We start from the raw sequence: 26994 nt of genomic DNA, 5'->3' as shown, positions 1-26994 counted from the left end.
ACAATGAAACCTGTAAAACCACCTCGTATTAATGGACGAGTGCCGGTCCTGTCGGCACAGGAAGCGGTGAATTATATTCCCGACGAAGCAACACTTTGTGTGTTAGGCGCTGGCGGCGGTATTCTGGAAGCCACCACGTTAATTACTGCTCTTGCTGATAAATATAAACAGACTCAAACGCCACGTAATTTATCGATTATTAGTCCAACAGGGCTTGGCGATCGCGCCGACCGCGGTATTAGTCCGCTGGCGCAAGAAGGTCTGCTGAAATGGGCATTATGCGGTCACTGGGGACAATCGCCGCGTATTTCTGATCTCGCAGAACAAAATAAAATTATTGCTTATAACTATCCACAAGGTGTACTTACACAAACCTTACGCGCCGCCGCAGCCCACCAGCCTGGTATTATTAGTGATATTGGCATCGGGACATTTGTCGATCCACGCCAGCAAGGCGGCAAACTGAATGAAGTCACTAAAGAAGACCTGATTAAACTGGTCGAGTTTGATAACAAAGAATATCTCTATTACAAAGCGATTGCGCCAGATATCGCCTTCATTCGCGCTACCACCTGCGACAGCGAAGGCTACGCCACTTTTGAAGATGAGGTGATGTATCTCGACGCATTGGTTATTGCCCAGGCGGTGCACAATAACGGCGGTATTGTGATGATGCAGGTGCAGAAAATGGTTAAGAAAGCCACGCTGCATCCTAAATCTGTCCGTATTCCGGGTTATCTGGTGGATATTGTGGTGGTCGATCCGGATCAAACCCAACTGTATGGCGGTGCACCGGTTAACCGCTTTATTTCTGGTGACTTCACCCTTGATGACAGTACCAAACTTAGCCTGCCCCTAAACCAACGTAAATTAGTTGCGCGGCGCGCATTATTCGAAATGCGTAAAGGCGCGGTGGGGAATGTCGGCGTCGGTATTGCTGACGGCATTGGCCTGGTCGCCCGAGAAGAAGGTTGTGCTGATGACTTTATTCTGACGGTAGAAACAGGTCCGATTGGCGGAATTACTTCACAGGGGATCGCCTTTGGCGCGAACGTGAATACCCGTGCCATTCTGGATATGACGTCCCAGTTTGATTTTTATCACGGTGGCGGTCTGGATGTTTGTTATTTGAGTTTTGCTGAAGTCGACCAGCACGGTAACGTCGGCGTGCATAAATTCAATGGTAAAATCATGGGCACCGGTGGATTTATTGATATCAGTGCCACTTCGAAGAAAATCATTTTCTGCGGCACATTAACTGCGGGCAGTTTAAAAACAGAAATTACCGACGGCAAATTAAATATCGTCCAGGAAGGACGGGTGAAGAAATTTATTCGGGAACTACCGGAAATTACTTTCAGCGGAAAAATCGCTCTCGAGCGAGGGCTGGATGTTCGTTATATCACTGAGCGCGCAGTATTCACGCTGAAAGAAGACGGCCTGCATTTAATCGAAATCGCCCCTGGCGTCGATTTACAAAAAGATATTCTCGACAAAATGGATTTCACCCCAGTGATTTCGCCAGAACTCAAACTGATGGACGAAAGATTATTTATCGATGCGGCGATGGGTTTTGTCCTGCCTGAAGCGGCTCATTAACAGGAGTATAATGATGGATTTTTCTTTAACTGAAGAACAAGAACTGCTGCTGGCCAGTATTCGCGAACTGATTACGACTAACTTTCCGGAAGAGTATTTCCGCACCTGCGATCAAAACGGGACATATCCGCGTGAGTTTATGCGGGCGCTGGCGGATAACGGTATTTCCATGCTTGGCGTGCCGGAAGAATTTGGTGGTATCCCTGCGGATTACGTCACCCAAATGCTGGCGCTGATGGAAGTGTCAAAATGCGGTGCTCCGGCATTTTTAATTACCAACGGTCAATGTATTCACAGTATGCGCCGTTTCGGTTCTGCAGAGCAGCTACGTAAAACGGCAGAAAGCACCCTGGAAACCGGCGACCCCGCCTATGCCCTGGCGTTGACGGAACCAGGTGCTGGCTCAGATAACAACAGTGCCACCACCACTTACACGCGTAAAAACGGCAAGGTTTACATCAACGGACAGAAAACCTTTATTACCGGTGCGAAAGAGTACCCGTATATGCTGGTGTTGGCGCGCGATCCGCAACCGAAAGATCCCAAAAAAGCCTTCACCCTGTGGTGGGTCGACTCCAGTAAGCCCGGCATTAAGATTAACCCGCTGCATAAAATCGGCTGGCATATGCTCAGCACCTGCGAAGTCTATCTCGACAACGTGGAAGTTGAAGAGAGCGACATGGTGGGCGAAGAAGGAATGGGTTTCCTCAATGTGATGTACAACTTTGAGATGGAGCGCCTGATCAACGCCGCGCGCAGCACCGGCTTTGCCGAATGCGCCTTTGAAGATGCCGCCCGCTATGCCAACCAACGTATCGCTTTTGGTAAGCCCATTGGTCATAACCAGATGATCCAGGAAAAACTGGCGCTGATGGCGATTAAGATTGACAACATGCGCAACATGGTGCTGAAAGTGGCATGGCAAGCCGATCAGCATCAGTCACTGCGCACCAGCGCGGCGCTGGCAAAACTGCATTGCGCACGTACCGCAATGGAGGTCATTGATGATGCGATTCAAATCATGGGCGGTCTGGGCTATACCGATGAAGCGCGCGTCTCCCGCTTCTGGCGTGATGTCCGTTGTGAACGTATCGGCGGCGGTACAGACGAAATTATGATTTACGTAGCAGGTCGGCAGATCCTGAAAGACTATCAGAACAAATAATCTGCAGGCGGCGCAGCTTCTTAACAAACTGCGCCGCCAGATTTATCCAACAAGACTTACCGGTTGAGGAAATTCAGATAGGATTTCTTGTTCCGCAAAACAGTTTTTAAATTGCCTGCGGTAATCGCTGGGTGAACAGCCGACATGGCGCAAAAACAGTTTGCCAAAGTGATCGACATTTTCATAACCCACACGCCAGGAGATCTCTGCCTGTGATAATTCAGTATTAGTGAGTAACCATTTCGCTTCCGTCATACGCCGTTGAATAACATAGTTAATTGGGGAAATACGATACTCTTTGGTAAATTCATGGCAAATATAACTGACGCTGGCACGAAATTTTTTCGATAACTGTTCTAAAGTGATTTTTTCGCGATAATTATTATTCAGATAGAAAAGAATATCTTTTATCAGAACATCTTTTTTAATATACCCCTGCTCCGAACGATAAGCATTTTTAAAGTTTTCGTAGTAAAGAATTGCTAATGTATAGGCAAATGCATCCCATAACGAAGATGTTTGGCTATTTTTACTTTGCGGCAAAATCACACTTAGCTCATTAAATAAGGTTTTAATGACTTCTTTTCCCTGCCCCGCGGCAATTACCGGACAAGAATGCGGTTGCAGTAGATGATTTTCCTCAGCCCCCTGAAACTGAAAGCCGTACAGCGCACAGGTACACGTCGTTGCCGGATCGTTAACGTCAGAGGCCACCGCATGCAGCCTGCCGCGTTCTATCACCACTATATCATCTGCATGCGCGACATATAACGAAGAATCGATGGTAAACCTTGCCACCCCTTTCTTGACGTAAATCAGCTCGGTTTCATTGTCATGAACGTGATGTCCAGACTCCCATTTTGGATCATCGCTAAATGCAAAACGTGAAAGCCGTGGCGTTTTACCAGCGACAAACAGCGTTTCACTGGCATTATCAAAACAGCGTTGATACATGACAACCTCCCTATTCCATGAGCAAGCAAAAACAATATATGCCGGATAAAATACGGCGTGTATTGCGGTTATACAACCGCGTTTAGCGAGAGCTAAACAAGATTATTTACACTGAATGCAAGATTGTACGGTCATGGAATAACTATATTGCCGCAAATTGCACTTTTGTTTTAGCGATCGCATTTTTTTTGCAAGATTGTTGGCAAGGAAAACAGCTTGCTCCGTCGAAAACCCCGCACCGCTATCGCACACTATTTTCAGGCCATTTTTACCTTCCATCGGAGATGGTTCCGTATGCGACTCACAGGAGAAATCATGAAAATAATAACCTGCTTTAAGCTGGTGCCTGAAGAACAGGACATTGTTGTCACTCCAGAATACACCCTGAATTTCGACAATGCCGACGCCAAAATCAGCCAGTTCGATCTCAATGCCATTGAAGCTGCAAGCCAGCTTGCAACAGATGACGATGAGATAGCCGCGCTGACCGTTGGCGGCTCATTGTTGCAGAACTCGAAAGTGCGCAAAGACGTGCTATCCCGCGGGCCGCACAGCCTGTATATGGTGCAGGATGCACAACTTGAGCATGCACTGCCTCTCGATACCGCAAAAGCGCTGGCGGCAGCAGTTGAAAAGATCGGCTTCGATTTACTGATCTTTGGTGAAGGTTCCGGCGACCTTTATGCCCAGCAGGTTGGCTTGCTGGTCGGAGAAATTCTGCAACTTCCGGTGATTAATGCAGTGAGTGCTATTCAGCGTCAGGGCAATACACTGGTGATTGAACGCACGCTTGAAGATGATGTTGAAGTTATTGAACTCTCTGTTCCAACCGTGCTCTGCGTCACCTCCGATATTAACGTGCCACGTATTCCTTCGATGAAAGCCATTCTCGGCGCGGGTAAAAAACCGGTAAATCAGTGGCAGGCAAGTGATATTGGCTGGAGCCAGAGCGCACCACTTGCTGAACTGACCGGCATTCGCGTACCGCCGCAAACAGAACGTAAACACATCATTCTCGATAACGATTCGCCGGAGGCCATTGCCGAGCTGGCGGAATATCTGAAGAAAGCCCTGAACTGAAGCCTACGGAGAAGAAACGATGAGTCAATTAAACAGCGTCTGGGTCTTTAGCGATAATCCTGAACGTTATGCTGAACTGTTTGGCGGCGCTCAGCAATGGGGCCAACAGGTGTATGCCATTGTACAAAATATCGAGCAGGCGCAGGCAGTTATGCCTTATGGGCCAAAATGCATTTATGTTCTTGAGCAAAACGACGCGCTGCAACGTACTGAAAATTACGCCGAAAGCATTGCTGCCCTGCTGAAAGATAACCCCCCCGCTATGTTGCTGTTGGCCGCGACGAAACGTGGTAAAGCTCTGGCAGCACGGTTAAGTGTGCAACTGAATGCGGCGCTGGTGAACGATGCCACGGCGGTGGATATTGTCGATGGTCACATTTGCGCCGAACACCGGATGTATGGCGGGTTAGCGTTCGCTCAGGAAAAGATCAACAGCCCGCTGGCGATCATTACCCTTGCACCCGGTGTTCAGGAACCGTCCACCAGAGATATCTCTCATCAGTGCCCGACAGAAACGGTACCTTATGTTGCTCCGCGTCATGAAATTCTCTGTCGCGAACGCCGTGCGAAAGCGGCAAGCAGCGTGGACCTGAGCAAAGCAAAACGTGTGGTTGGCGTCGGTCGTGGTCTGGCAGCGCAGGATGACCTGAAAATGGTCCACGAACTGGCGGCGGTGCTGAATGCTGAAGTCGGCTGTTCACGTCCAATTGCCGAAGGCGAGAACTGGATGGAGCGTGAACGTTATATCGGTGTCTCCGGCGTGTTGCTGAAATCCGATCTCTACCTGACGCTGGGGATCTCCGGGCAGATCCAACATATGGTTGGCGGCAACGGCGCAAAAGTGATTGTCGCCATCAATAAAGATAAAAATGCGCCAATCTTCAACTATGCCGACTACGGTCTGGTGGGCGATATCTACAAAGTCGTCCCTGCCCTGATTAGCCAGTTGAGCCGCTAATTCCCCTTTCAACCACATCTCCCGCTGTAAACGCAGCGGGAAGGGAGCATAACGCATGTCGGATGACAAATTTGATGCCATTGTGGTCGGTGCGGGCGTTGCCGGTAGCGTTGCCGCACTGGTCATGGCGCGAGCCGGGCTGGATGTCCTGGTGATAGAACGCGGCGACAGTGCCGGATGTAAAAACATGACCGGCGGGCGTCTTTATGCCCACACACTTGAAGCGATTATTCCAGGCTTTGCAACATCAGCGCCGGTAGAACGCAAGGTCACACGCGAGAAAATCTCCTTCTTAACCGAAGTAAGCGCCGTTACCCTCGATTTTCACCGCGAGCAACCAGATGTTCCGCAACACGCATCTTATACCGTATTGCGTAATCGTCTGGACCCGTGGTTGATGGAGCAAGCCGAGCAGGCAGGCGCGCAGTTTATCCCGGGCGTTCGCGTCGATGCGCTGGTTCGTGAAGGAAACAAGGTCACTGGCGTGCAGGCCGGGGATGATATTCTCGAAGCGAATGTGGTGATTCTGGCTGATGGCGTTAACTCGATGCTTGGCCGCTCGCTGGGAATGGTTCCCGCTTCCGATCCGCATCATTACGCTGTTGGTGTTAAAGAGGTTATTGGCCTCACACCAGAACAAATCAACGATCGCTTTAATGTTACGGGCGAGGAAGGTGCCGCCTGGCTGTTTGCCGGTTCCCCTTCGGACGGCCTGATGGGTGGCGGATTCCTCTATACCAACAATGATTCCGTATCGTTGGGGCTGGTTTGTGGATTGGGTGATATCGCCCATGCGCAAAAAAGTGTGCCGCAAATGCTGGAAGATTTTAAACAACACCCCGCCATTCGCCCGCTGATTAGCGGCGGCAAACTGCTTGAATACTCCGCGCATATGGTACCGGAAGGCGGTCTGGCGATGGTGCCGCAGCTGGTTAACGATGGCGTGATTATCGTTGGTGACGCCGCAGGCTTCTGCCTGAATTTGGGTTTTACAGTTCGCGGCATGGATTTAGCCATTGCATCGGCTCAGGCTGCCGCCACAACGGTGATTGCCGCCAAAGAACGCACGGATTTCTCCGCCAGCAGTCTGGCGCAATACAAGCGTGAGCTGGAACAAAGTTGTGTTATGCGCGATATGCAGCATTTCCGCAAGATCCCGGCGCTGATGGAAAACCCGCGCCTGTTTAGCCAATACCCACGAATGGTAGCCGACATCATGAACGAGATGTTCACTATCGACGGTAAGCCTAACCAACCGGTACGCAAAATGATCATGGGACATGCGAAGAAAATTGGGCTGATCAACTTGCTGAAAGATGGCATTAAGGGAGCAACCGCGCTATGAGCCAGAACGCTACGGTTAACGTCGACATCAAATTAGGCGTAAATAAATTCCATGTTGATGAGGGCCATCCGCATATCATTCTGGCGGCAAATCCCGATATCAATGAATTCCGTAAATTAATGAAAGCCTGCCCTGCCGGACTTTATAAGCAGGATGACGCAGGAAACATTCATTTCGATTCCGCCGGTTGTCTGGAGTGCGGCACCTGTCGGGTGCTGTGCGGCAACACTATTCTCGAACAGTGGCAATATCCCGCAGGCACCTTCGGTATTGATTTTCGCTACGGCTAATCATGCATCCCACAGGCCCGCATCTCGGGCCTGATGTTCTGTCTCGAGAGTCCAAAATGAAAGTGACATTAACGTTTAACGAACAACGTCGTGCGGCGTATCGTCAGCAAGGGTTATGGGGCGATGCTTCGCTGGCTGATTACTGGCAGCAGACCGCTCGTGCGATGCCAGACAAAATTGCCGTGGTCGATAATCATGGTGCATCGTACACCTATAGCGCGCTCGATCACGCCGCGAGCTGTCTGGCAAACTGGATGTTAGCGAAGGGTATTGAATCAGGCGATCGCATCGCATTTCAACTGCCAGGCTGGTGTGAATTTACCGTTATCTATCTTGCCTGCCTGAAAACCGGTGCGGTTTCCGTGCCGCTGTTGCCTTCCTGGCGGGAAGCAGAACTGGTGTGGGTGCTCAATAAGTGTCAGGCAAAAATGTTCTTTGCACCGACGTTGTTTAAACAAACGCGTCCGGTAGATTTAATCCTGCCGCTGCAAAATCAGCTTCCACAACTACAACAAATTGTAGGCGTGGACAAACTGGCTCCCGCCACCTCTTCCCTCTCATTAAGTCAGATTATCGCCGACAATATCCCACTGACCACGGCGATAACGACCCACGGCGATGAATTAGCTGCGGTGCTGTTTACCTCCGGAACCGAGGGTCTGCCAAAGGGCGTGATGCTAACGCATAACAATATTCTCGCCAGTGAGCGGGCTTATTACGCGCGGCTGAATCTGACCTGGCAGGATGTCTTTATGATGCCTGCGCCACTTGGTCACGCAACGGGATTTCTGCATGGCGTAACAGCACCATTTTTAATTGGTGCTCGCAGCGTGTTGTTAGATATTTTCACTCCTGATGCATGTCTCGCGCTGCTTGAGCAGCAGCGTTGCACCTGTATGCTAGGCGCAACGCCGTTTGTCTATGATCTTTTGAATGTACTAGAGAAACAACCCGCGGACCTTTCAGCGCTGCGTTTCTTTCTTTGCGGCGGAACCACAATCCCCAAAAAAGTGGCGCGTGAATGCCAGCAGCTCGGCATTAAATTATTAAGTGTTTATGGTTCCACAGAAAGTTCGCCGCATGCGGTGGTGAATCTCGATGATCCTTTGTCACGCTTTATGCACACCGATGGTTACGCTGCCGCAGGTGTAGAGATTAAAGTGGTCGATGACGCACGCAAGACCTTACCGCCAGGTTGTGAAGGTGAAGAAGCCTCGCGTGGCCCCAATGTGTTTATGGGGTATTTTGATGAACCTGAATTAACCGCCCGTGCGCTGGATGAAGAAGGCTGGTATTACAGCGGCGATCTCTGCCGCATGGATGAGGCTGGCTATATAAAAATTACCGGACGCAAAAAAGATATTATTGTCCGCGGCGGCGAAAATATTAGCAGCCGTGAAGTGGAAGATATTTTATTGCAGCATCCTAAAATTCACGATGCCTGTGTGGTTGCAATGTCCGATGAACGTTTAGGTGAACGATCATGCGCTTATGTCGTGCTGAAAGCGCCGCATCATTCATTATCGCTGGAAGAGGTAGTGGCTTTTTTTAGCCGTAAACGGGTCGCAAAATATAAATATCCTGAACATATCGTGGTAATCGAAAAACTACCGCGAACTACCTCAGGTAAAATACAAAAGTTTTTGTTAAGAAAAGATATTATGCGGCGTTTAACGCAGGATGTCTGTGAAGAGATTGAATAAGTTTCATCTTCGGGGATCACATAACCCCGGCGACTAAACGCCGCCGGGGATTTATTTTATTTCTTCAGTTCAGCCAGGCTTAACCAGGTTTGCACCACGGTGTCCGGGTTCAGAGACAGGCTATCGATCCCCTCTTCCATCAACCATGCGGCAAAGTCTTCGTGGTCGGACGGACCCTGACCGCAAATCCCGACATATTTGCCCTGTTTCTTCGCGGCACGGATAGCCATCGACAGCAGTGCTTTCACCGCATCGTTGCGCTCATCGAACAATTCAGACACCACGCCGGAGTCACGGTCCAGACCGAGCGCCAGCTGCGTCATATCGTTTGAGCCAATTGAGAAGCCGTCGAAATATTCGAGGAACTGCTCGGCCAGCAAGGCGTTGGACGGGATTTCACACATCATGATGATTTTCAGCCCGTTCTCGCCACGTTTCAGCCCCTGACGCGCCAGTTCTTCAACCACCGCTTTCGCCTGATCTACGGTACGCACGAACGGGATCATGATCTCAACGTTGGTCAGTCCCATGTCGTTGCGCACACGTTTCACTGCTTCACACTCAAGCGCGAAACAGTCGCGGAAGCTGTCGGAAACATAGCGGCCCGCGCCACGGAAGCCGAGCATCGGGTTCTCTTCATCTGGCTCGTAACGCTCACCACCGACCAGGTTGGCATATTCGTTCGATTTAAAATCAGAGAGACGGACAATGACGCGCTTCGGATAAAACGCGGCACCCAGCGTCGCGATCCCTTCAGTCAGACGACCAACGTAAAATTCACGCGGAGAATCAAAACCTTTCATCATCTCGCGGATTTCGTTTTGCAACTGCGGTTCCTGATCGTCAAACTCAAGCAGTGCGCGTGGGTGGACGCCAATCATACGGTTGATGATAAATTCCAGACGCGCAAGGCCCACGCCTTCGTTCGGTAGGCAGGCGAAGTCGAAAGCACGGTCCGGGTTACCGACGTTCATCATCACTTTCAACGGCAGATCCGGCATCGTTTCTACGCTGGAGCTTTTCACGCTAAATTCCAGCAACTCCGCATAGACGTAACCGGTATCACCTTCGGCACAAGAAACAGTGACGTTCTCACCGTCTTTCATCCGTTCTGTTGCATCTCCACAGCCCACTACCGCCGGAATGCCCAGTTCACGAGCGATGATCGCCGCGTGACAGGTACGACCGCCACGGTTGGTGACGATGGCAGATGCTTTCTTCATGATCGGTTCCCAGTCCGGGTCGGTCATGTCAGTAACCAGCACGTCGCCAGGTTCGATGCGGTTCATTTCGCTGATGTCATGGATGACTTTCACCGGACCCGCGCCGATGCGATGACCGATAGCACGGCCTTCGGCGATAATCTTACCCTGTGAATGCAGCGTATAACGCTCCATGACCTGACCGCGTGAGCGCACGGTTTCCGGACGCGCCTGCACAATGAACAGTTTGCCGGTGTGGCCATCTTTCGCCCACTCAATATCCATTGGGCGACCGTAGTGTTTCTCAATTTGTACGGCCTGTTTTGCCAGTTCCTGCACTTCTTCGTTGGTCAGCGAGAAGATGTCACGCTGTTCCTGCGGTACGTCTTCGATTTTAACCTGCTTGCCGTGCTCCTGGGTCGGCGCGTAAACCATGCGGATTTTTTTCGACCCCATGGTGCGGCGCACGATAGCCGGGCGATTCGCCGCCAGTGTCGGTTTATGCACGTAAAACTCATCCGGGTTAACCGCGCCCTGCACGACCATTTCACCAAGGCCCCAGGCGGAAGTGATAAACACCACCTGGTCAAAGCCGGATTCGGTATCAATGGAGAACATCACGCCAGATGATGCGAGGTCAGAGCGCACCATCCGTTGAACACCGGCAGAGAGCGCCACGCCACGGTGATCGTAACCCTGGTGCACACGATAAGAGATGGCGCGATCGTTAAACAGAGAAGCAAATACATGTTTCACTGCCACGAGAACGGCGTCAAAACCCTGAACGTTGAGGAAGGTTTCCTGCTGACCGGCAAAAGAAGCGTCCGGCATATCTTCTGCGGTGGCGGAGGAGCGCACCGCAAAAGAGGCGTTTTCGTCATCGGCGGAAAGCTGTGCATAGGCTTCGCGGATGGCGTTTTCCAGCTCAGGCTGGAAGGGAGTGTCGATAATCCACTGGCGGATTTGCGCGCCCGCTTTCGCAAGCTGAGTAACATCGTCAATATCCGTTTTATCCAGCAGTTCATAAATGCGCTGGTTTACGCCGCTTTGGTCCAGAAACTGGTTAAACGCGTCGGCGGTTGTGGCGAAACCATTCGGAACGGAAACACCCATTCCGGAAAGATTAGTAATCATTTCACCCAGGGAGGCATTTTTGCCCCCAACCCTGTCTACATCATTCATGCCGAGTTGGTTATACCAAAGCACCAGCGGTGACGAGCCATTGTTGGACATCGAACAATCCTTTTGTGATAAATGAACGGTTTGAGAAACACATTTCTGCGCATTTATCTTTGCATATTTAACCGGATGAAAAAAACGGTGAATCGTTCAAGCAAATATATTTTTTTACTTTTTAAGACTGATCCCAGCGTTGCGCAAACCTGCTCTATTCGACAATTTCCACATAAACCATCGGTATAAACGAAACCATAAAAATGAAATGCTGTTTTCATAAAAAATAAAATTGAAGGTTCATTTTATAAACCAGACATTACGTCCTACGCTTCTGTGCGTTTTTAATTTATGCTTTCATAGAATTATGTCTGCATCACGGGAAGAACAAAATGGATAATGCTGTTGATCGCCACGTTTTTTATATTTCTGATGGTACGGCAATAACTGCGGAGGTATTAGGACACGCAGTAATGTCACAATTTCCCGTCACTATCAGCAGCATTACGCTGCCGTTTGTCGAAAATGAGAGCCGTGCACGGGCAGTGAAGGATCAGATTGACGCAATTTATCACCAGACAGGTGTGCGCCCGCTGGTCTTCTACTCCATCGTGTTGCCGGAGATTCGCGCCATCATCTTGCAAAGTGAAGGTTTTTGCCAGGATATTGTTCAGGCGCTGGTTGCCCCGCTACAACAAGAGATGAAACTGGATCCAACGCCGATTGCTCACCGAACCCACGGCCTTAACCCTAATAATCTCAATAAATATGATGCGCGCATTGCGGCGATTGATTACACCCTCGCCCACGATGACGGCATTTCGTTGCGCAATCTGGACCAGGCTCAGGTGATCCTGCTCGGTGTTTCTCGCTGTGGTAAAACCCCCACCAGTCTGTATCTGGCAATGCAATTTGGTATCCGCGCGGCAAACTACCCCTTTATTGCCGACGATATGGATAATCTGGTGCTACCCGCGTCGCTCAAACCGCTTCAGCATAAATTGTTCGGCCTGACTATCGACCCGGAACGTCTGGCGGCGATTCGCGAGGAACGTCGGGAGAACAGTCGCTATGCCTCGCTTCGTCAGTGCAGGATGGAAGTCGCGGAAGTGGAAGCGTTGTACCGTAAAAATCAGATCCCGTGGATTAACAGTACCAATTATTCGGTAGAAGAGATTGCCACCAAGATCCTCGATATCATGGGGCTTAGCCGCCGAATGTACTAGAGAACTAGTGCATTAGCTTGTTTTTTTGTTATCATGCTAACCACCCGGCGAGGTGTGACACACCTCGCACTTGAAATCAGCTGCGATTGGTTTATCGTGATGCGCATCACTTCCCGGCAGTCCTGCCGTAGAAGCAACAAATTTCTGAGACTTGTAATGAACAGAACTGACGAACTCCGTACTGCGCGTATTGAGAGCCTGGTAACGCCCGTCGAACTCGCGCTACGGTATCCCGTAACGCCTGGCGTCGCCACCCATGTCACCGACTCCCGCCGCAGAATTGAAAAAATACTGAATGGTGAAGATAAGCGACTGTTGGTCATTATTGGCCCCTGCTCGATCCACGATCTCACCGCTGCAATGGAATACGCCACCCGTCTGCAGTCGCTGCGCAACCAGTACCAGTCACGGCTGGAAATCGTAATGCGCACCTATTTTGAAAAACCACGAACTGTTGTCGGCTGGAAAGGGCTAATCTCCGATCCAGATTTAAACGGCAGCTATCGGGTAAATCACGGTCTGGAGCTGGCGCGCAAATTACTTTTACAGGTAAATGAGCTGGGTGTCCCTACCGCGACTGAGTTCCTCGATATGGTGACCGGTCAGTTTATTGCTGATTTAATCAGTTGGGGCGCGATTGGCGCACGTACTACCGAAAGTCAGATCCACCGTGAAATGGCTTCGGCACTCTCCTGTCCGGTAGGTTTTAAAAATGGTACCGATGGCAATACGCGGATTGCTGTGGATGCTATCCGCGCAGCCCGCGCCAGCCATATGTTCCTCTCGCCAGACAAAAATGGTCAGATGACCATCTATCAGACCAGCGGCAACCCGTATGGCCACATTATTATGCGTGGCGGCAAAAAACCGAATTATCATGCCGATGATATCGCCGCAGCCTGCGATACGCTGCACGAGTTTGATTTACCTGAACATCTGGTGGTGGATTTCAGCCACGGTAACTGCCAGAAGCAGCACCGTCGCCAGTTAGAAGTTTGTGAGGATATTTGTCAGCAAATCCGCAATGGCTCTACGGCGATTGCTGGAATTATGGCGGAAAGTTTCCTGCGCGAAGGAACGCAAAAAATCGTCGGCGGTCAGCCGCTCACTTACGGTCAATCCATTACCGACCCGTGTCTGGGCTGGGAAGATACCGAACGCCTGGTCGAAAAACTCGCCTCTGCGGTAGATACCCGCTTTTAAATGCGTGCCCATTCCTGATGGGATGGGCATTTCTGCGCAACTTGTTGTCTTCTCAACACATTACTGCTTGCTCTGGTCAGCTATAATATTGATAATAAGAATCATTGTTATATCAATTATTATTAATTTTTATGCGTTATACGGATAGCAGAAAACTCACGCCTGAAACGGATGCCAATCACAAGACCGCTTCCCCGCAGCCTATTCGGCGAATTTCCAGCCAGACACTGTTAGGTCCGGATGGCAAACTGATTATCGATCATGACGGGCAAGAATATCTGCTTCGTAAAACTCAGGCTGGCAAGCTGCTGTTGACCAAGTAGCCTTTAACTCGAGCAGCTGACTTCCAGCCGTTTACCCCAGTCAGGTGGACGACTGACATAGTTATCATCTCTGTCGCTGAAAGGATTTCGCAACGCCTCATGCAGGCGGTGCAATTCCGTCATATCACCCTTTTCTGCCGCTTCAATCGCCCGTTGCGCCAACCAGTTGCGCAATACCAGAGCTGGGTTAACGCTTTGCATCAGTTGCTGACGCTCACTATCGCTAACCTCGTCTTGTTGCAAACGTCCCCGATAACGGGCAAACCAGTCATCAAATGCCGCACGATCAATAAACTCATCACGTAGCGGTGACGCCGCGCTGTGCTGCTCGGTCAGACTCAGCATGCGAAATGTGCGGGTATAATCGCTGCGCTCTCGCGCCATCAGACTGAATAATTCATTCAGTAGCGCGTTATCCTCTTTTTGCTCCGTGATGAAGCCCAGTTTCTGCCGCATCCGTTGTCCATAATGCGTCAACAAAACCTGCTGATAGCTGTCCAGGGCCTCATTCAGGGCATCTACGGCAACAAATGGTGACAATGTCTGCGCCAGACGCTGTAAATTCCACAATGCGACGGCAGGTTGATTGTCAAAGCTGTAACGCCCTTGGTGATCCGAGTGATTACAAATAAAACCGGGTTCGTAATCATCAAGAAAACCAAACGGCCCGTAATCAAGCGTCAGCCCCAGCAGCGACATGTTGTCGGTATTCATCACCCCATGAGCAAAGCCGACCGTCTGCCATTGGGCAATTAACGATGCGGTACGTGCGACAACATCGGTAAACCAGAGACGGTATTTGTCCTCATCATCTGCAAGATGTGACCAGTAATGACGAATGGCAAAGTCAGCTAACTGACGAACCTTTTCCGGCTCGCGGCGATAGTAAAAATGTTCGAAATGACCAAAGCGCAGATGACTTGGTGCCACACGCATCAGCATCGCGCCTGGCTCCACCGTTTCCCGATACACTGGCGAATCGCTGGTGACGATACTTAAAGCGCGGGTCGTCGGAATGCCCAGATAATGCATCGCCTCACTGGCGAGACTTTCTCGTATCGTCGAACGTAAAACCGCCCGTCCATCACCCATTCGCGAATAAGGCGTCAGGCCAGCGCCTTTCAGATGCCAGTCCATTGTAGTGCCATCAGCAAGCCGTTGTTCGCCGAGTAAAATGCCGCGCCCATCACCCAGTTGGCCCGCCCAGACGCCGAACTGATGACCACTGTAAACCTGCGCCAGTGGTGACATACCAGGCAGTAGGGTTTCGCCACCCCAGACACCTGCGCCATTTTTAAACAGTGACGATGGAATACCCAGCGTGTTAGCCAGTTCGGCATTATGCCAAATCAGCCGGGCATTATTTAAAGGCGTAGGGGAAAGTGTTGTATAGGTTGCTGGCAATTCATCGCGCCAACGGGTAATAAAAGACAGGGTCATAGATCCTCCTGTTTGATAGTGTAGACGGTTACTCTCGTCTTAAACACCAGCAAACAGGAGGGTTATCGCTGAACCAACGTCGTTATCTGATTTACAGGAACGGCAGGCCACAGGCATCCCTGGAGAGCATGGAAATCAAAGGGGGTAATCTGTGCCATTATTTCTGGCGTATCAATGCCCCCCGCGATGATGCAATTGCAACATGGGGAAATTTGCGCCTGGATCGCACGAATAAACGGTTCGAAGGAGCGATGCGTGATTTGTTGCTGAATAAAAGTTTTATCCAGCATGACGCGGGTGAAAAGACCATCAAAAACCGCTTTCATTGTGCTATTGCCTGCGCCCAAATTACCTAACACAAGGGGATACATTTGCGATAAGGACAAAAGATCGCGATTATCTTTTCCTTCATTGAGATGCGGGTAATTCTCATTAATCAACAGTTCAATAAACGGATATTTTAATAGTTCGCCCGCGTAATTATCCCTGTCTAATAATAAAGTAGCCACTTGTGGGGTTAAATTAAGCCAGGCAAAGAGTTTATGTTGAATAAAAAAGTGTTGGCATGATTTTAGCAATTCCAACTGCTCAGAAAATAATTGCCAATGTTGCTCCTCGGTAAGTTGCGCTATAACCCGACTCGTCGGGATACGAACCGTACCATCTTCACTGGAGAAATGAGTAATTAACTCAACGCCGACAAGGTCTTGCTGGTTATCTCTTATCGGCAGGAAATAGCAATCAGAATGATAAAGATTCTCCAAAAAAATCTTCATGGTAACCGTCCCTCTCGAAGGATGTTTTTCAGTATCCGGCTAAAAGGGATGAGGCCATAAGACATAACAATTACAGAAGGAGTAACTTTCATTTGTTCCATGTTAACCACTTTTTCAGGGGTCCTTTTTTTAGATTATCCTGATTATAAACGAATAATCCATTTACGGAATTTTTGTCTGCAAAATACTACTGTATTCAGGAGTAAATGGACGGCGATGTATCATCGCCGTCCATTTTTCGACATACTAGATTCGTCTCGCCTGCCAGAAATTTTTCTGCCAATAGACATTATCAAGTGAGGAACGCATCACTCCCTTGCTGGTAGAGGCGTGGATAAATTGGTTGTTGGTATCGTAAATACCTACATGCAAACCATTTTGTCCGGACCCCGTTTTGAAAAAGACCAGGTCACCTGGCAGCAACTCGTCTTTATCAATTTGTGTGCCAATAGAGGCTTGTTGTTTGGTTTCACGGGGCAGCTGCAAATCGAAACGATCGCGCATCGTCACAACCACAAATCCCGAACAGTCCACACCGCGCCGCGTCATGCCACCATAACGATACGGCGTGCCATGCCAGCTTTGTAGCTGGTCGTTCAAACCGGCAATAACGGTAATCGAATCAGAAAGTCTGGCATTTGGCGGCGGTGCTTTATGGTGGCTACACCCGGCCAGAAGCAGTGCTGTGATCAAAATAAGGCAGAAACGCATTCCGTACGGTTCCTCTGTTTTTTATTCTTGCATTAATTTAGCGTCGTAATTACCCGATTTTCAAGATACTAATGAAATCAGATGGTCGAAATCAGCATTCTGTGACCTTCGATATCCAGACGGCGAAAATTCATCCCATAGGCCTGCGCCAGATTTGGCGGCGTGAGCACCTCTTCCCTGCGTCCACTGGCCAGCATTTTTCCACCTTTTAGCAACCACGCCCGATGCGCATGACGCAATGTGTGGTTGAGATCGTGACTGCTCATCACAATCGCCAGTCCTTGCTGACACAGCGCGCTCAGAATTTTGTCTAACGCACTTTGTTGCGCAACATCAAGACTGTTCATCGGCTCATCAAGAAGCAGCAATTGGCCTGCGGGATTGGCTTGTGGTGTGATTTGCAACACCACCGCAGCAAGACGTACGCGTTGCCATTCACCGCCGGAAAGTTGATTGGTGCTACGTCCGAGTTTGTCATCAAGAGCCAGCGCCCCTGCGACATCATTCAGTAGTTCGGTACGCGTTTTATCGTGCTGATGCAGTGTCAGGTAGTGCCAGACCGGCATTGCAAACGGCGGCGTCTGCTGTTGTGAAAGATAGGCGCGATGCAGCGCGAGTTTTGTTGCGGACCATGCTTCCAGTGGTTGCCCCGCGAACTGAATGCTTCCCTTACCGCTGGTCATTCCGGCCATTCGCGCCAGTAAGGTACTCTTACCCGCGCCATTCGGCCCCACCAGGTGCAGGATCTCCCCAGCCCGAACCTCGCCAGAAAGCGGCCCCAGGCGGGTAGATTCCGCAACATCTTGTAACTGCATCACAATAGACATTATTTTGCCAACGCCAGTTTAATGCTTTCCATCACAATGGGATCTTCCGGCGTCATATCCGGGGAAAAACGCTGGATGACTTTTCCGTCCCTGCCAACCAGGAATTTTTCAAAATTCCATAAAATATCATCCGGGTACAGCGGTGCACGGCCTTTGCTGACCATACGGGCATAGAATCCGCTCTCTTCCGGCGCGACTGCGGTCGGCGCTGCGGCAATCAATTTTTGATACAGCGGATGGCGTCCTTCGCCATTAACTTCAATCTTACTGAACATCGGGAACGTCACCCCCCATGTGGTGGTACAGTAAGTTTTAATCTCTTCATCGCTGCCCGGTTCTTGTTCCAGAAACTGGTTGCACGGGAATCCCAGCACCATAAAACCTCGATCGACCCAGGCTTTCTGAATATTCTCCAACTGCTCATATTGCGGCGTTAAGCCACACTTTGAGGCGACATTGACAATCAACAGCACATTACCGGCGAACTTCTCCAGCGTGGTCACTTCACCGTCGATATCTTTCACTACGGTCGTCAGAATGGAATCTTGCATCGTTTCTCCTGGGTGTGGTCAGTAAAAATCTTAGCTTTTAATCATAGACCGTCTTTTTGCGGCTAACGTCCTGCTTTTAACAATAACCAGATAAATACCGGCGCACCTAACGTTGCGGTGACCACGCCAATAGGCAGCTCTGCGGCAGCTAATGCCAGGCGCGCTACAATATCGGCCAGCAGCAATGCGCTCGCCCCTGCCAGCGCGCAGCCGGGAAGTAATACGCGATGATCGGTTAAACCACACAACCGGAGAATATGGGGGATCACCAGACCAATAAAGCCGATAGCACCCGCCAGCGCCACACTGACGCCAACCATCCAGCCGGTCGCTGCCACCAGCACATTGCGCCAGAACCACAGGGGTAAACCCAGTTGCCGCGCCGAGATCTCGCCAAGTGCTAACATATTCATCGGCCTGGACTGACAACAGATCCACAACAACACGGGGATCAATGCCAGCATCAGCCAGCTTTGCCGCCAGTCTACGCCGCCAAAACCGCCCATCATCCAGTACATCAGCTGACGCAAATCAACTGAGGTGGAAAAGTAGATAGCCCACGTCATTAGTGCGCTACAGATAATCCCTAATGCAACGCCAGCCAGCAATAACCGACTGGTCGAAAGATGACGACGGGCGAAACGTAAGAGTATTAAAGTGATGATAAGCGCGCCAGCAATCGCACACAGCCCTAGCGCCCAGTTGGGGAGTTGCCCTTGCCCAAGCAATACCGCGGCGATAAGCCCCACGCCTGCGCCGTTAGAGACGCCAAGTAGTCCAGGTTCTGCCAGAGGATTTTCAAACAACGCCTGCATTACAGCGCCGGATATAGCCAGCGCCGCACCAACCAGCAATACAGCCAGCGTACGTGGCAGGCGAATTTGCCAGACGAACAGTTCGCCACGAGGAGTAAACCAGTCACCTGGCGAGATCCATTGTTCACCGGCGCAAAGGCTTAAGAGAAGCGCCAGCAGCATCAAAACTGACAGGCATAATAACCAGCGAATATTTTGTCGCTGTTGTTGGCGGGCAAGTGTCAGCATGGTATCCGTTCTGCTGAAGTGTCATGGCGTTGATTTTACGGTGACTCTTCGACAGTGAAAAGAAAAAAGGCCGCAGAGCGGCCTTTTTAGTTAGATCAGATTACTCGTCTTTGGGCGAAGCGTTTTCGACCCGGCTTTTTAACTTCTGCCCGGGTCTGAAGGTCACCACGCGCCGTGCTGTAATGGGAATATCCTCGCCCGTTTTCGGGTTACGTCCCGGGCGTTGATTCTTATCACGCAGATCGAAGTTACCAAAACCAGAGAGTTTCACCTGTTCGCCGTTTTCCAGAGCGCGACGGATCTCTTCGAAAAACAGTTCAACCAGTTCTTTGGCATCCCGCTTGCTAAGCCCAAGCTTATCAAACAGATATTCTGACATTTCAGCTTTTGTAAGCGCCATAGGTTCAATCCCTCAATGATGCCTGGAATCGCTCTTTTAATGCCTCTACACATTTGGCGACGGTAGCGGCAATCTCCTCTTCTTCGAGTGTACGGCTGGTATCTTGCAGGATCAGGCTTATGGCGAGGCTCTTATACCCCTCCGCAACACCCTTACCGCGGTACACGTCAAATAAGTTTACGCCAACTACCTGATTTACGCCAACTTTCTTACATTCGGATAAAATATCCGCTGCGGGAACGTTTTCTGCGACCACCACCGCGATGTCACGACGGTTCGCCGGGAAGCGAGAAATCTCGCGCGCCTGAGGCACCACGCGGTCTGCGAGCTTGTTCCACTCCAGTTCGAACACCAGAGTGCGACCGTTAAGATCCAGTTTACGTTCCAGTTCAGGATGAACAACCCCAACAAAACCAATACGTTCACCTTTCAGATAAATCGCTGCGGATTGCCCCGGATGCAGTGCCGGATTCGCTTCTGCACGGAACTCAACCTCATTCAGTTTACCGGTCAGGTCGAGAACGGATTCAAGATCGCCTTTCAAATCATAGAAATCAACGGTCTCTTTTGCCAGGTTCCAGTGCTCTTCGTAACGGTTACCGCAAATCACACCGGCTAACATCAGATCCTGACGAATGCCCAACGGTGCCTGAGTATCTGGTACGAAACGCAGACCGCTTTCGAAAATGCGCACACGGTTCTGCTGACGGTTCTGGTTGTACACCACGGTTGCCAGCAGGCCAGTCCACAGAGAAAGACGCATTGCTGACATTTCAACAGAGATCGGGCTTGGCAGCAGTAAGGCTTCAACGCCTGGATGGATCATCTGCTGCACTTTCGGATCAACGAAGCTGTAGGTGATCACTTCCTGATAGCCTTTGTCGTTGAGCAGCGTTTTCACGCGCTTGAGCGACAGGTCAGCTTCACGGTGAGTACCCATAATCAGGCTTGCCTGTACCGGCTCATCCGGGATGTTGTTGTAGCCGTAAACACGCGCGACTTCTTCAACCAGATCTTCTTCAATCTCCATATCGAAACGCCAGCTCGGCGCAACTGCCTGCCATTCGTCTTTGCCTTCGGTCACTTCGCAGCCGAGACGACGCAGAATGTCAGTTACCTGCTCATCCGCAATATGATGGCCGATCAGGCGATCCAGTTTGCTACGACGTAGAGTGATGGTTGCACGCTTCGGCAGCGTTGCTTCGTTGGTGATATCAATTACCGGGCCAGCCTCACCACCGCAGATGTCGATCAGCAGACGGGTCGCACGTTCCATCGCTTTGTGCTGCAGTGCCGGATCAACGCCACGCTCATAACGGTGAGACGCATCGGTATGCAGGCCATGACGACGAGCACGACCGGTGATAGACAGCGGGCTAAAGAACGCGCATTCCAGCAGCACGTTTTGTGTTTCGTCATTCACGCCAGAGTGTTCGCCACCGAAGATGCCGCCCATCGCCAGCGCCTTGTTGTGGTCGGCGATGACCAGAGTGTCAGCATTCAGCTTCGCTTCAGTACCGTCGAGCAGCACCAGCGTTTCGCCCTCTTTCGCCATCCGCACCACAATGCCGCCTTCAATGCGATCTTTATCGAAAGCGTGCATCGGCTGGCCCAGTTCGAGCAGCACATAGTTGGTGACGTCAACAACTGCATCGATAGAACGGATCCCGCAACGACGCAGTTTTTCTTTCATCCACAGCGGAGTTGGCGCTTTAACGTTAATGCCTTTTACCACACGGCCAAGATAACGCGGGCAGGCTTCCGGCGCTTCGACTGTAATCGGCAGCGTGTCGTCGATGGTCGCACCAACCGGAACGATTTCCGGTTGAACCAGCGGCAGCTGGTTCAGCACGGCAACGTCACGCGCAACACCAATGATGCCTAAGCAGTCGGCACGGTTTGGCGTCACGCTGATTTCGATGGTGTTGTCATCAAGTTTCAGGTATTCACGGATATCGGTGCCAATCGGCGCATCCGCAGGCAGTTCGATAATGCCGCTGTGATCGTCAGAAATGCCCAGTTCAGAGAAGGAGCACAGCATCCCTTCAGACGGTTCGCCACGCAGTTTCGCCGCTTTAATTTTGAAATCACCCGGCAGAACAGCACCAATGGTCGCTACCGCTACACGCAGGCCCTGACGGCAGTTTGGCGCACCGCAGACGATGTCCAGCAGGCGATCGCCGCCGACATTCACTTTTGTCACACGCAGTTTGTCAGCGTTCGGATGCTGCGCACACTCAACCACTTCACCAACGACCACGCCGTGGAAGCTGCCGGCAACCGGTTCTACACCGTCAACTTCCAGGCCCGCCATAGTGATTTGATTTGCCAGCGCATCGCTATCAATCGCCGGGTTCACCCATTCGCGTAACCACAGTTCACTGAATTTCATAATCTATTCCTGCCTTATTTAAACTGTTTGAGGAAACGCAGATCGTTTTCGAAGAATGAACGCAGGTCGGTGACGCCGTAACGCAACATAGTCAGACGCTCCATCCCCATCCCGAAGGCGAAACCAGAGTAAACTTCCGGGTCGATGCCAACGTTACGCAACACGTTCGGATGCACCATCCCGCAGCCCAGCACTTCCAGCCATTTACCGTTTTTACCCATGACGTCCACTTCTGCAGAAGGTTCGGTAAACGGGAAGTAGGAAGGACGGAAGCGAATCTGCAAATCTTCCTCAAAGAAGTTACGCAGGAAGTCGTGCAGCGTGCCTTTCAGGTTGGTAAAGCTGATGTTGGTATCAACAATCAGACCTTCCATCTGATGGAACATCGGCGTGTGAGTCTGGTCGTAGTCGTTACGATAAACACGGCCAGGCGCGATGATACGAATCGGTGGCTGCTGGGCTTTCATGGTGCGGATCTGTACGCCAGAGGTCTGGGTACGCAGCAGGCGGGTAGTGTCAAACCAGAAAGTGTCGTGGTCAGCGCGCGCCGGGTGGTGACCAGGAATGTTCAGAGCATCGAAGTTATGATAATCGTCTTCGATTTCCGGCCCGGTTGCCACGGTAAAGCCAAGCTCACCGAAGAAACTTTCGATACGGTCGATGGTACGGGTAACCGGATGCAGACCGCCGTTTTCAATGCGACGACCTGGCAGAGAGACATCAATCGTTTCCGCCGCCAGACGCGCATTCAGTGCAGCGCTTTCCAGTTCCGCTTTACGCGCATTCAGCGCCTGCTGAACCTGCTCTTTCGCTTCGTTGATAACCGCACCAGCTGCCGGACGCTCTTCTGGCGGCAGCTCACGCAGGGTCGTCATCTGAAGGGTTAAGTGCCCTTTTTTACCCAAATATTCGACGCGCACATTATCTAACGCGGCAACATCTGACGCCTGGCTAATGGCCGCCTTCGCACTGGCAACCAGTTCTGCGAGATGTGACATGGTTTTCCTCATTGTGTCAGTGGTGACACTGGTTCGTTGGACTTAGAGCCTATCCCATCAGGCTATTTTACTTGCCATTTTGGTCCCGGGCTGTGCTCGAAATTCTCACGTACTTAAATACGCTCCGGTTTCTCCGCGCTGGCCGTGTCCAGTCTGGCTGCGACAATTACACCTGATGAGACAGGCTTTTTATTTTTCAAAACGCGCATACAAAAAAAGCCTCCACTGGGAGGCTTTCAGGCGCTGTTTTCCGTTTCTCTTCTCACGCGCTAGCCTCCTGGATTCAGGTGCTAAAGTAAAAAAAGAAGCGGAAAATAGCAGCATTCATTGCTTGCGTTACCTTTTGGTACTCTTCAAAAGACCTTTATTGAAAAGGCTACGGCGATAAAAGTCAATGTTTTGATGGCGTTGAAACGAAAAGAGGGAGACTAGCTCCCTCTTTCAACTGGCTTATGCCAGAGCTGCTTTCGCTTTTTCAACCAGAGCGGTGAACGCTACTTTGTCGAATACTGCGATATCAGCCAGGATCTTACGGTCGATTTCAACAGAGGCTTTTTTCAGGCCATTGATGAATTTGCTGTAAGAAATACCGTTCTGACGTGCTGCTGCGTTGATACGCGCAATCCACAGTTGACGGAACTGACGCTTACGTTGACGACGGTCACGGTAAGCATACTGACCAGCTTTGATAACAGCCTGGAAGGCAACGCGGTATACGCGAGAACGCGCACCGTAGTAGCCTTTAGCTTGTTTCAAAATTTTCTTGTGACGTGCACGTGCAATAACACCACGTTTTACGCGAGCCATATGTGCTCTCCTGTATCTATATTCTAATTAAAAAGTTAAAAACGTTAACGGCTTATGCGTACGGCAGGCACGCGATTACTAGGCCCAGATCGCCTTTGGAAACCATGGCTTTCGGACGCAGGTGACGTTTACGTTTGGTCGCTTTTTTGGTCAGAATGTGACGCAGGTTAGCGTGCTTGTGCTTAAAACCACCTTTACCGGTTTTTTTGAAGCGCTTAGCAGCACCGCGTACGGTCTTAATTTTTGGCATTTTAATAACTTCCACTTCGCATTGTTAATAAACGAAACAAAGGCGAACAAAGCCTGTGAAGCCCGAAGGCTCCACAGACAGTGCTACTTGAAGGCCTTACTGTTTCTTCTTAGGAGCGAGCACCATGATCATCTGGCGGCCTTCGATCTTCGTTGGGAAGGATTCGACCACTGCCAGTTCTTGCAAATCGTCTTTCACGCGATTAAGCACTTCCATACCGATTTGCTGGTGCGCCATCTCACGACCGCGGAAACGCAGCGTGATTTTGGCTTTATCACCCTCTTCGAGAAAGCGAATCAGGCTGCGGAGTTTTACCTGATAGTCGCCTTCATCTGTACCAGGACGGAATTTAATTTCCTTAACCTGGATAACTTTTTGCTTTTTCTTCTGTTCCTTAGAAGACTTGCTCTTTTCATAGAGGAATTTGCCGTAATCCATTATACGACAAACCGGCGGCTCGGCGTTAGGGCTGATCTCGACTAAGTCTACTCCGGCTTCTTCTGCTTTCTCCAGAGCTTCTCTCAGACTCACAATACCAAGCTGCTCGCCTTCCAGACCTGTTAAGCGAACTTCCTGGGCGCGAATTTCGCCATTGATACGGTTAGGGCGCGCCGTTTGAACTCGTTTTCCGCCTTTAATACCTTATTCCTCCAATTGTTTAAGACTGCGGCTGCGAATCTCTTGTTGCAGCTTCTCGATCACTTCATTTACGTCCATGCTTCCCAGGTCTTTACCACGGCGGGTGCGAACGGCAACTTTGCCTGATTCCACCTCTTTATCACCACAGACCAGCATATATGGGACGCGACGCAAAGTGTGCTCGCGGATTTTAAAGCCAATCTTCTCATTTCTCAAGTCTGCTTTAACACGAATGCCCGCATTTGATAGTTTTTGCGTCAATTCGTTAACGTATTCAGACTGTGAATCGGTAATATTCATGATAACAACCTGAACCGGCGCAAGCCAGGTCGGGAAGAAACCAGCGAACTCTTCGGTCAGGATACCGATGAAACGTTCCATCGACCCCAGAATTGCGCGGTGAATCATTACCGGTACTTTACGTTCATTGTCTTCGCCTACATAAGAAGCGCTCAGACGAGACGGCAAAGAGAAGTCCAGCTGTACTGTACCGCACTGCCATGCACGATCGAGGCAGTCATACAGGGTAAATTCAATTTTCGGACCGTAGAAAGCGCCTTCACCCAGTTGATATTCAAACGGGATGTTGTTTTCTTCCAGCGCAACCGCCAGGTCCGCCTCAGCACGATCCCACATTTCGTCGCTGCCAATACGTTTTTCAGGACGAGTGGAGAGTTTGACGACGATCTTCTCGAAGCCAAAAGTGCTATACATATCATAGACTAAACGGATACATCCGTTAACTTCATCGCGAATTTGTTCTTCAGCACAGAAGATATGCGCGTCATCCTGGGTAAATCCACGCACGCGCATCAGGCCATGCAGCGAACCTGACGGCTCGTTACGGTGGCAGCTACCAAACTCGGCCATACGCAGCGGCAGATCGCGATAAGACTTCAGCCCCTGGTTGAAAATTTGTACGTGACCCGGGCAGTTCATCGGCTTAATGCAGTATTCACGGTTCTCAGAAGATGTGGTGAACATTGCATCTTTGTAGTTGTCCCAGTGACCGGTTTTTTCCCACAGGACACGGTCCATCATGAACGGACCTTTAACTTCCTGATACTGGTACTCTTTCAGTTTAGAACGAACAAACACTTCCAGTTCACGGAAGATGGTCCAGCCGTCGTTGTGCCAGAATACCATACCCGGCGCTTCTTCCTGCATATGGTACAGGTCGAGCTGTTTACCGATTTTACGGTGGTCGCGTTTCGCGGCTTCTTCCAGGCGCTGCAGGTAAGCGTTAAGTGCTTTTTTGTCTGCCCACGCCGTACCGTAAATACGTTGCAACATTTTGTTGTTGCTGTCGCCACGCCAGTAAGCCCCTGCCGTTTTCATTAGTTTGAAATGATGGCAGAAACGCATGTTCGGTACGTGCGGACCGCGGCACATATCGACATATTCTTCATGGAAGTACAGACCTGGCTTGTCATCATGGGCGATGTTTTCGTCAAGAATGGAGACTTTGTAGCTCTCCCCACGGTTGGCGAAAGTTTCACGCGCTTCGTGCCAGCTGACTTTCTTCTTAATGACGTCGTAGTTTTTCTCAGCAAGCTCATGCATCCGCTTCTCGAGTGCTTCGACATCTTCCTGGGTTAACGTGCGGTCAAGATCAACGTCGTAATAAAAACCGTTGTCAATAACCGGGCCGATTGCCATTTTGGTATGCGGCCAAAGTTGTTTAATCGCGTGCCCTAACAGGTGCGCACAGGAGTGACGAATGATCTCCAGACCTTCTTCGTCTTTGGCGGTAATGATCGACAGTTGTGCGTCGTTTTCAATCAGATCGCAAGCATCAACCAGTTCGCCATTAACGCGCCCTGCGATACAGGCTTTCGCCAGACCTGGACCAATGTCCAGCGCAACATCCATGGGGCTTACAGCGTGATCGTAATGGCGTTGGCTGCCATCAGGAAGAGTTATAACAGGCATTTTATAT

General features: G+C 50.5%; 26 protein-coding genes and 1 other annotated feature. Of the genes, 10 read left to right on the top strand and 16 right to left on the bottom strand.

The window, feature by feature from the left end; genetic code table 11:
• The first annotated feature begins 3 nt into the window (after positions 1–3).
• Both K0778_RS01845 and K0778_RS01840 read left to right on the top strand, forming a co-directional pair.
• Complete coding sequence (locus tag K0778_RS01845) at positions 4–1599, top strand: acyl CoA:acetate/3-ketoacid CoA transferase (RefSeq protein WP_000805640.1); 1596 nt, start codon at positions 4–6, stop codon at positions 1597–1599.
• A gap of 13 nt (positions 1600–1612) precedes the next feature.
• Entirely contained in the window at positions 1613–2764 is a 1152-nt protein-coding gene (locus K0778_RS01840) for an acyl-CoA dehydrogenase (protein ID WP_063084893.1), read from the top strand.
• A gap of 42 nt (positions 2765–2806) precedes the next feature.
• Here K0778_RS01840 and K0778_RS01835 read toward each other — a convergent pair whose 3' ends face one another.
• The gene (locus K0778_RS01835) at positions 2807–3718 is read right to left on the bottom strand and encodes an AraC family transcriptional regulator (RefSeq protein ID WP_000284783.1); all 912 of its coding nucleotides are present in this window, start codon (positions 3716–3718) and stop codon (positions 2807–2809) included.
• A 315-nt stretch (positions 3719–4033) separates the two neighbouring features.
• Between K0778_RS01835 and K0778_RS01830 the strand changes: the two genes are divergently transcribed.
• The 5 genes from K0778_RS01830 to fadK are packed head-to-tail and all read left to right on the top strand — an operon-like array spanning position 4034 to position 9094.
• Positions 4034–4798: an electron transfer flavoprotein gene (locus K0778_RS01830; RefSeq protein WP_001619508.1), complete on the top strand. Its 765-nt coding sequence runs from the start codon at positions 4034–4036 to the stop codon at positions 4796–4798.
• Positions 4799–4817: 19 nt separating this feature from the next.
• On the top strand, positions 4818–5756 hold the full coding sequence (locus K0778_RS01825) for an electron transfer flavoprotein subunit alpha (RefSeq protein WP_001619509.1): 939 nt from the start codon (positions 4818–4820) through the stop codon (positions 5754–5756).
• A gap of 55 nt (positions 5757–5811) precedes the next feature.
• Positions 5812–7101 (top strand): FAD-dependent oxidoreductase, encoded by a 1290-nt coding sequence (locus K0778_RS01820; RefSeq protein ID WP_001619510.1) that lies wholly within the window; start codon positions 5812–5814, stop codon positions 7099–7101.
• Complete coding sequence (locus K0778_RS01815; protein WP_000081071.1) at positions 7098–7391, top strand: ferredoxin family protein; 294 nt, start codon at positions 7098–7100, stop codon at positions 7389–7391. The genes K0778_RS01820 and K0778_RS01815 overlap by 4 nt, the downstream gene beginning before the upstream one ends.
• A gap of 56 nt (positions 7392–7447) precedes the next feature.
• Positions 7448–9094 carry a medium-chain fatty-acid--CoA ligase gene (gene fadK / locus K0778_RS01810; RefSeq protein ID WP_063084894.1) on the top strand — a complete coding sequence of 549 codons (1647 nt, stop codon included), beginning with the start codon at positions 7448–7450 and terminating at the stop codon, positions 9092–9094.
• A 56-nt stretch (positions 9095–9150) separates the two neighbouring features.
• Here fadK and ppsA read toward each other — a convergent pair whose 3' ends face one another.
• Complete coding sequence (ppsA, locus tag K0778_RS01805; RefSeq protein WP_000069375.1) at positions 9151–11529, bottom strand: phosphoenolpyruvate synthase; 2379 nt, start codon at positions 11527–11529, stop codon at positions 9151–9153.
• Positions 11530–11861: 332 nt separating this feature from the next.
• On the opposite strand from ppsA, the gene ppsR reads away from it, so the two are divergent.
• The 3 genes from ppsR (at position 11862) to hemP (ending at position 14221) form a co-directional block, all read left to right on the top strand.
• Positions 11862–12695, top strand: coding sequence for a posphoenolpyruvate synthetase regulatory kinase/phosphorylase PpsR (gene ppsR, locus K0778_RS01800; RefSeq protein WP_000368046.1), 834 nt, complete (start codon positions 11862–11864; stop codon positions 12693–12695).
• A gap of 156 nt (positions 12696–12851) precedes the next feature.
• A complete protein-coding gene (gene aroH, locus K0778_RS01795; RefSeq protein ID WP_001082243.1) occupies positions 12852–13898 on the top strand; it encodes a 3-deoxy-7-phosphoheptulonate synthase AroH in 1047 nt (348 codons plus the stop codon).
• A gap of 131 nt (positions 13899–14029) precedes the next feature.
• Complete coding sequence (hemP, locus tag K0778_RS01790) at positions 14030–14221, top strand: hemin uptake protein HemP (protein ID WP_001270809.1); 192 nt, start codon at positions 14030–14032, stop codon at positions 14219–14221.
• 3 nt (positions 14222–14224) lie between these two features.
• Here the strand turns inward: hemP and selO are convergent, their stop codons facing one another.
• From selO to thrS, 14 genes are all read right to left on the bottom strand, one after another.
• Positions 14225–15661, bottom strand: coding sequence for a protein adenylyltransferase SelO (gene selO / locus K0778_RS01785; RefSeq protein WP_021559249.1), 1437 nt, complete (start codon positions 15659–15661; stop codon positions 14225–14227).
• A 62-nt stretch (positions 15662–15723) separates the two neighbouring features.
• Complete coding sequence (gene ydiV, locus K0778_RS01780) at positions 15724–16437, bottom strand: anti-FlhDC factor (protein WP_001619515.1); 714 nt, start codon at positions 16435–16437, stop codon at positions 15724–15726.
• A gap of 246 nt (positions 16438–16683) precedes the next feature.
• Positions 16684–17148, bottom strand: a complete 465-nt coding sequence (locus K0778_RS01775) for a C40 family peptidase (RefSeq protein WP_001209795.1) — start codon at positions 17146–17148, stop codon at positions 16684–16686.
• A gap of 77 nt (positions 17149–17225) precedes the next feature.
• Positions 17226–17975: a vitamin B12 ABC transporter ATP-binding protein BtuD gene (gene btuD / locus K0778_RS01770; protein ID WP_000029466.1), complete on the bottom strand. Its 750-nt coding sequence runs from the start codon at positions 17973–17975 to the stop codon at positions 17226–17228.
• Positions 17975–18526 (bottom strand): bifunctional thioredoxin/glutathione peroxidase, encoded by a 552-nt coding sequence (gene btuE, locus K0778_RS01765; protein ID WP_001154168.1) that lies wholly within the window; start codon positions 18524–18526, stop codon positions 17975–17977. The genes btuD and btuE overlap by 1 nt, the downstream gene beginning before the upstream one ends.
• Positions 18527–18588: 62 nt before the next feature.
• Positions 18589–19569, bottom strand: a complete 981-nt coding sequence (btuC, locus tag K0778_RS01760; RefSeq protein ID WP_000956528.1) for a vitamin B12 ABC transporter permease BtuC — start codon at positions 19567–19569, stop codon at positions 18589–18591.
• Positions 19570–19669: 100 nt separating this feature from the next.
• Positions 19670–19969: an integration host factor subunit alpha gene (ihfA, locus tag K0778_RS01755; RefSeq protein WP_001229265.1), complete on the bottom strand. Its 300-nt coding sequence runs from the start codon at positions 19967–19969 to the stop codon at positions 19670–19672.
• A gap of 4 nt (positions 19970–19973) precedes the next feature.
• Positions 19974–22361: a phenylalanine--tRNA ligase subunit beta gene (pheT, locus tag K0778_RS01750; protein ID WP_000672380.1), complete on the bottom strand. Its 2388-nt coding sequence runs from the start codon at positions 22359–22361 to the stop codon at positions 19974–19976.
• A 14-nt stretch (positions 22362–22375) separates the two neighbouring features.
• Positions 22376–23359 (bottom strand): phenylalanine--tRNA ligase subunit alpha, encoded by a 984-nt coding sequence (gene pheS / locus K0778_RS01745; RefSeq protein ID WP_000018596.1) that lies wholly within the window; start codon positions 23357–23359, stop codon positions 22376–22378.
• A 209-nt stretch (positions 23360–23568) separates the two neighbouring features.
• Positions 23569–23693, bottom strand: a sequence feature (Phe leader region).
• On the bottom strand, positions 23643–23687 hold the full coding sequence (gene pheM / locus K0778_RS01740; RefSeq protein ID WP_001386830.1) for a pheST operon leader peptide PheM: 45 nt from the start codon (positions 23685–23687) through the stop codon (positions 23643–23645). It overlaps the preceding feature by 45 nt.
• Before the next feature lie 116 nt (positions 23694–23809).
• Positions 23810–24166 carry a 50S ribosomal protein L20 gene (rplT, locus tag K0778_RS01735; protein WP_000124850.1) on the bottom strand — a complete coding sequence of 119 codons (357 nt, stop codon included), beginning with the start codon at positions 24164–24166 and terminating at the stop codon, positions 23810–23812.
• 52 nt (positions 24167–24218) lie between these two features.
• On the bottom strand, positions 24219–24416 hold the full coding sequence (gene rpmI, locus K0778_RS01730; RefSeq protein ID WP_001124225.1) for a 50S ribosomal protein L35: 198 nt from the start codon (positions 24414–24416) through the stop codon (positions 24219–24221).
• A gap of 96 nt (positions 24417–24512) precedes the next feature.
• Positions 24513–25055: a translation initiation factor IF-3 gene (gene infC, locus K0778_RS01725; protein ID WP_001700733.1), complete on the bottom strand. Its 543-nt coding sequence runs from the start codon at positions 25053–25055 to the stop codon at positions 24513–24515.
• A 3-nt stretch (positions 25056–25058) separates the two neighbouring features.
• A complete protein-coding gene (gene thrS, locus K0778_RS01720) occupies positions 25059–26987 on the bottom strand; it encodes a threonine--tRNA ligase (protein ID WP_063084895.1) in 1929 nt (642 codons plus the stop codon).
• Between the last annotated feature and the right edge of the window lie 7 nt (positions 26988–26994).

Source organism: Escherichia sp. XD33, from assembly GCF_019375075.1.
In the GTDB taxonomy this organism is placed as follows: domain Bacteria; phylum Pseudomonadota; class Gammaproteobacteria; order Enterobacterales; family Enterobacteriaceae; genus Enterobacter; species Enterobacter flexneri_A.
The sequence above is the reverse complement of the archived record's forward strand: the minus strand, read 5'-3'. Positions and strand labels throughout refer to the sequence as shown.

What these genes read in the sequence shown, in the direction of transcription:
- K0778_RS01845 (WP_000805640.1), top strand. Translation starts at nt 4, where the DNA reads ATGAAACCTGTAAAACCACCTCGTATTAATGGACGAGTGCCGGTCCTG.
- K0778_RS01840 (WP_063084893.1), top strand. Translation starts at nt 1,613, where the DNA reads ATGGATTTTTCTTTAACTGAAGAACAAGAACTGCTGCTGGCCAGTATT.
- K0778_RS01835 (WP_000284783.1), bottom strand. Translation starts at nt 3,718, where the DNA reads ATGTATCAACGCTGTTTTGATAATGCCAGTGAAACGCTGTTTGTCGCT.
- K0778_RS01830 (WP_001619508.1), top strand. Translation starts at nt 4,034, where the DNA reads ATGAAAATAATAACCTGCTTTAAGCTGGTGCCTGAAGAACAGGACATT.
- K0778_RS01825 (WP_001619509.1), top strand. Translation starts at nt 4,818, where the DNA reads ATGAGTCAATTAAACAGCGTCTGGGTCTTTAGCGATAATCCTGAACGT.
- K0778_RS01820 (WP_001619510.1), top strand. Translation starts at nt 5,812, where the DNA reads ATGTCGGATGACAAATTTGATGCCATTGTGGTCGGTGCGGGCGTTGCC.
- K0778_RS01815 (WP_000081071.1), top strand. Translation starts at nt 7,098, where the DNA reads ATGAGCCAGAACGCTACGGTTAACGTCGACATCAAATTAGGCGTAAAT.
- fadK (WP_063084894.1), top strand. Translation starts at nt 7,448, where the DNA reads ATGAAAGTGACATTAACGTTTAACGAACAACGTCGTGCGGCGTATCGT.
- ppsA (WP_000069375.1), bottom strand. Translation starts at nt 11,529, where the DNA reads ATGTCCAACAATGGCTCGTCACCGCTGGTGCTTTGGTATAACCAACTC.
- ppsR (WP_000368046.1), top strand. Translation starts at nt 11,862, where the DNA reads ATGGATAATGCTGTTGATCGCCACGTTTTTTATATTTCTGATGGTACG.
- aroH (WP_001082243.1), top strand. Translation starts at nt 12,852, where the DNA reads ATGAACAGAACTGACGAACTCCGTACTGCGCGTATTGAGAGCCTGGTA.
- hemP (WP_001270809.1), top strand. Translation starts at nt 14,030, where the DNA reads ATGCGTTATACGGATAGCAGAAAACTCACGCCTGAAACGGATGCCAAT.
- selO (WP_021559249.1), bottom strand. Translation starts at nt 15,661, where the DNA reads ATGACCCTGTCTTTTATTACCCGTTGGCGCGATGAATTGCCAGCAACC.
- ydiV (WP_001619515.1), bottom strand. Translation starts at nt 16,437, where the DNA reads ATGAAGATTTTTTTGGAGAATCTTTATCATTCTGATTGCTATTTCCTG.
- K0778_RS01775 (WP_001209795.1), bottom strand. Translation starts at nt 17,148, where the DNA reads ATGCGTTTCTGCCTTATTTTGATCACAGCACTGCTTCTGGCCGGGTGT.
- btuD (WP_000029466.1), bottom strand. Translation starts at nt 17,975, where the DNA reads ATGTCTATTGTGATGCAGTTACAAGATGTTGCGGAATCTACCCGCCTG.
- btuE (WP_001154168.1), bottom strand. Translation starts at nt 18,526, where the DNA reads ATGCAAGATTCCATTCTGACGACCGTAGTGAAAGATATCGACGGTGAA.
- btuC (WP_000956528.1), bottom strand. Translation starts at nt 19,569, where the DNA reads ATGCTGACACTTGCCCGCCAACAACAGCGACAAAATATTCGCTGGTTA.
- ihfA (WP_001229265.1), bottom strand. Translation starts at nt 19,969, where the DNA reads ATGGCGCTTACAAAAGCTGAAATGTCAGAATATCTGTTTGATAAGCTT.
- pheT (WP_000672380.1), bottom strand. Translation starts at nt 22,361, where the DNA reads ATGAAATTCAGTGAACTGTGGTTACGCGAATGGGTGAACCCGGCGATT.
- pheS (WP_000018596.1), bottom strand. Translation starts at nt 23,359, where the DNA reads ATGTCACATCTCGCAGAACTGGTTGCCAGTGCGAAGGCGGCCATTAGC.
- rplT (WP_000124850.1), bottom strand. Translation starts at nt 24,166, where the DNA reads ATGGCTCGCGTAAAACGTGGTGTTATTGCACGTGCACGTCACAAGAAA.
- rpmI (WP_001124225.1), bottom strand. Translation starts at nt 24,416, where the DNA reads ATGCCAAAAATTAAGACCGTACGCGGTGCTGCTAAGCGCTTCAAAAAA.
- thrS (WP_063084895.1), bottom strand. Translation starts at nt 26,987, where the DNA reads ATGCCTGTTATAACTCTTCCTGATGGCAGCCAACGCCATTACGATCAC.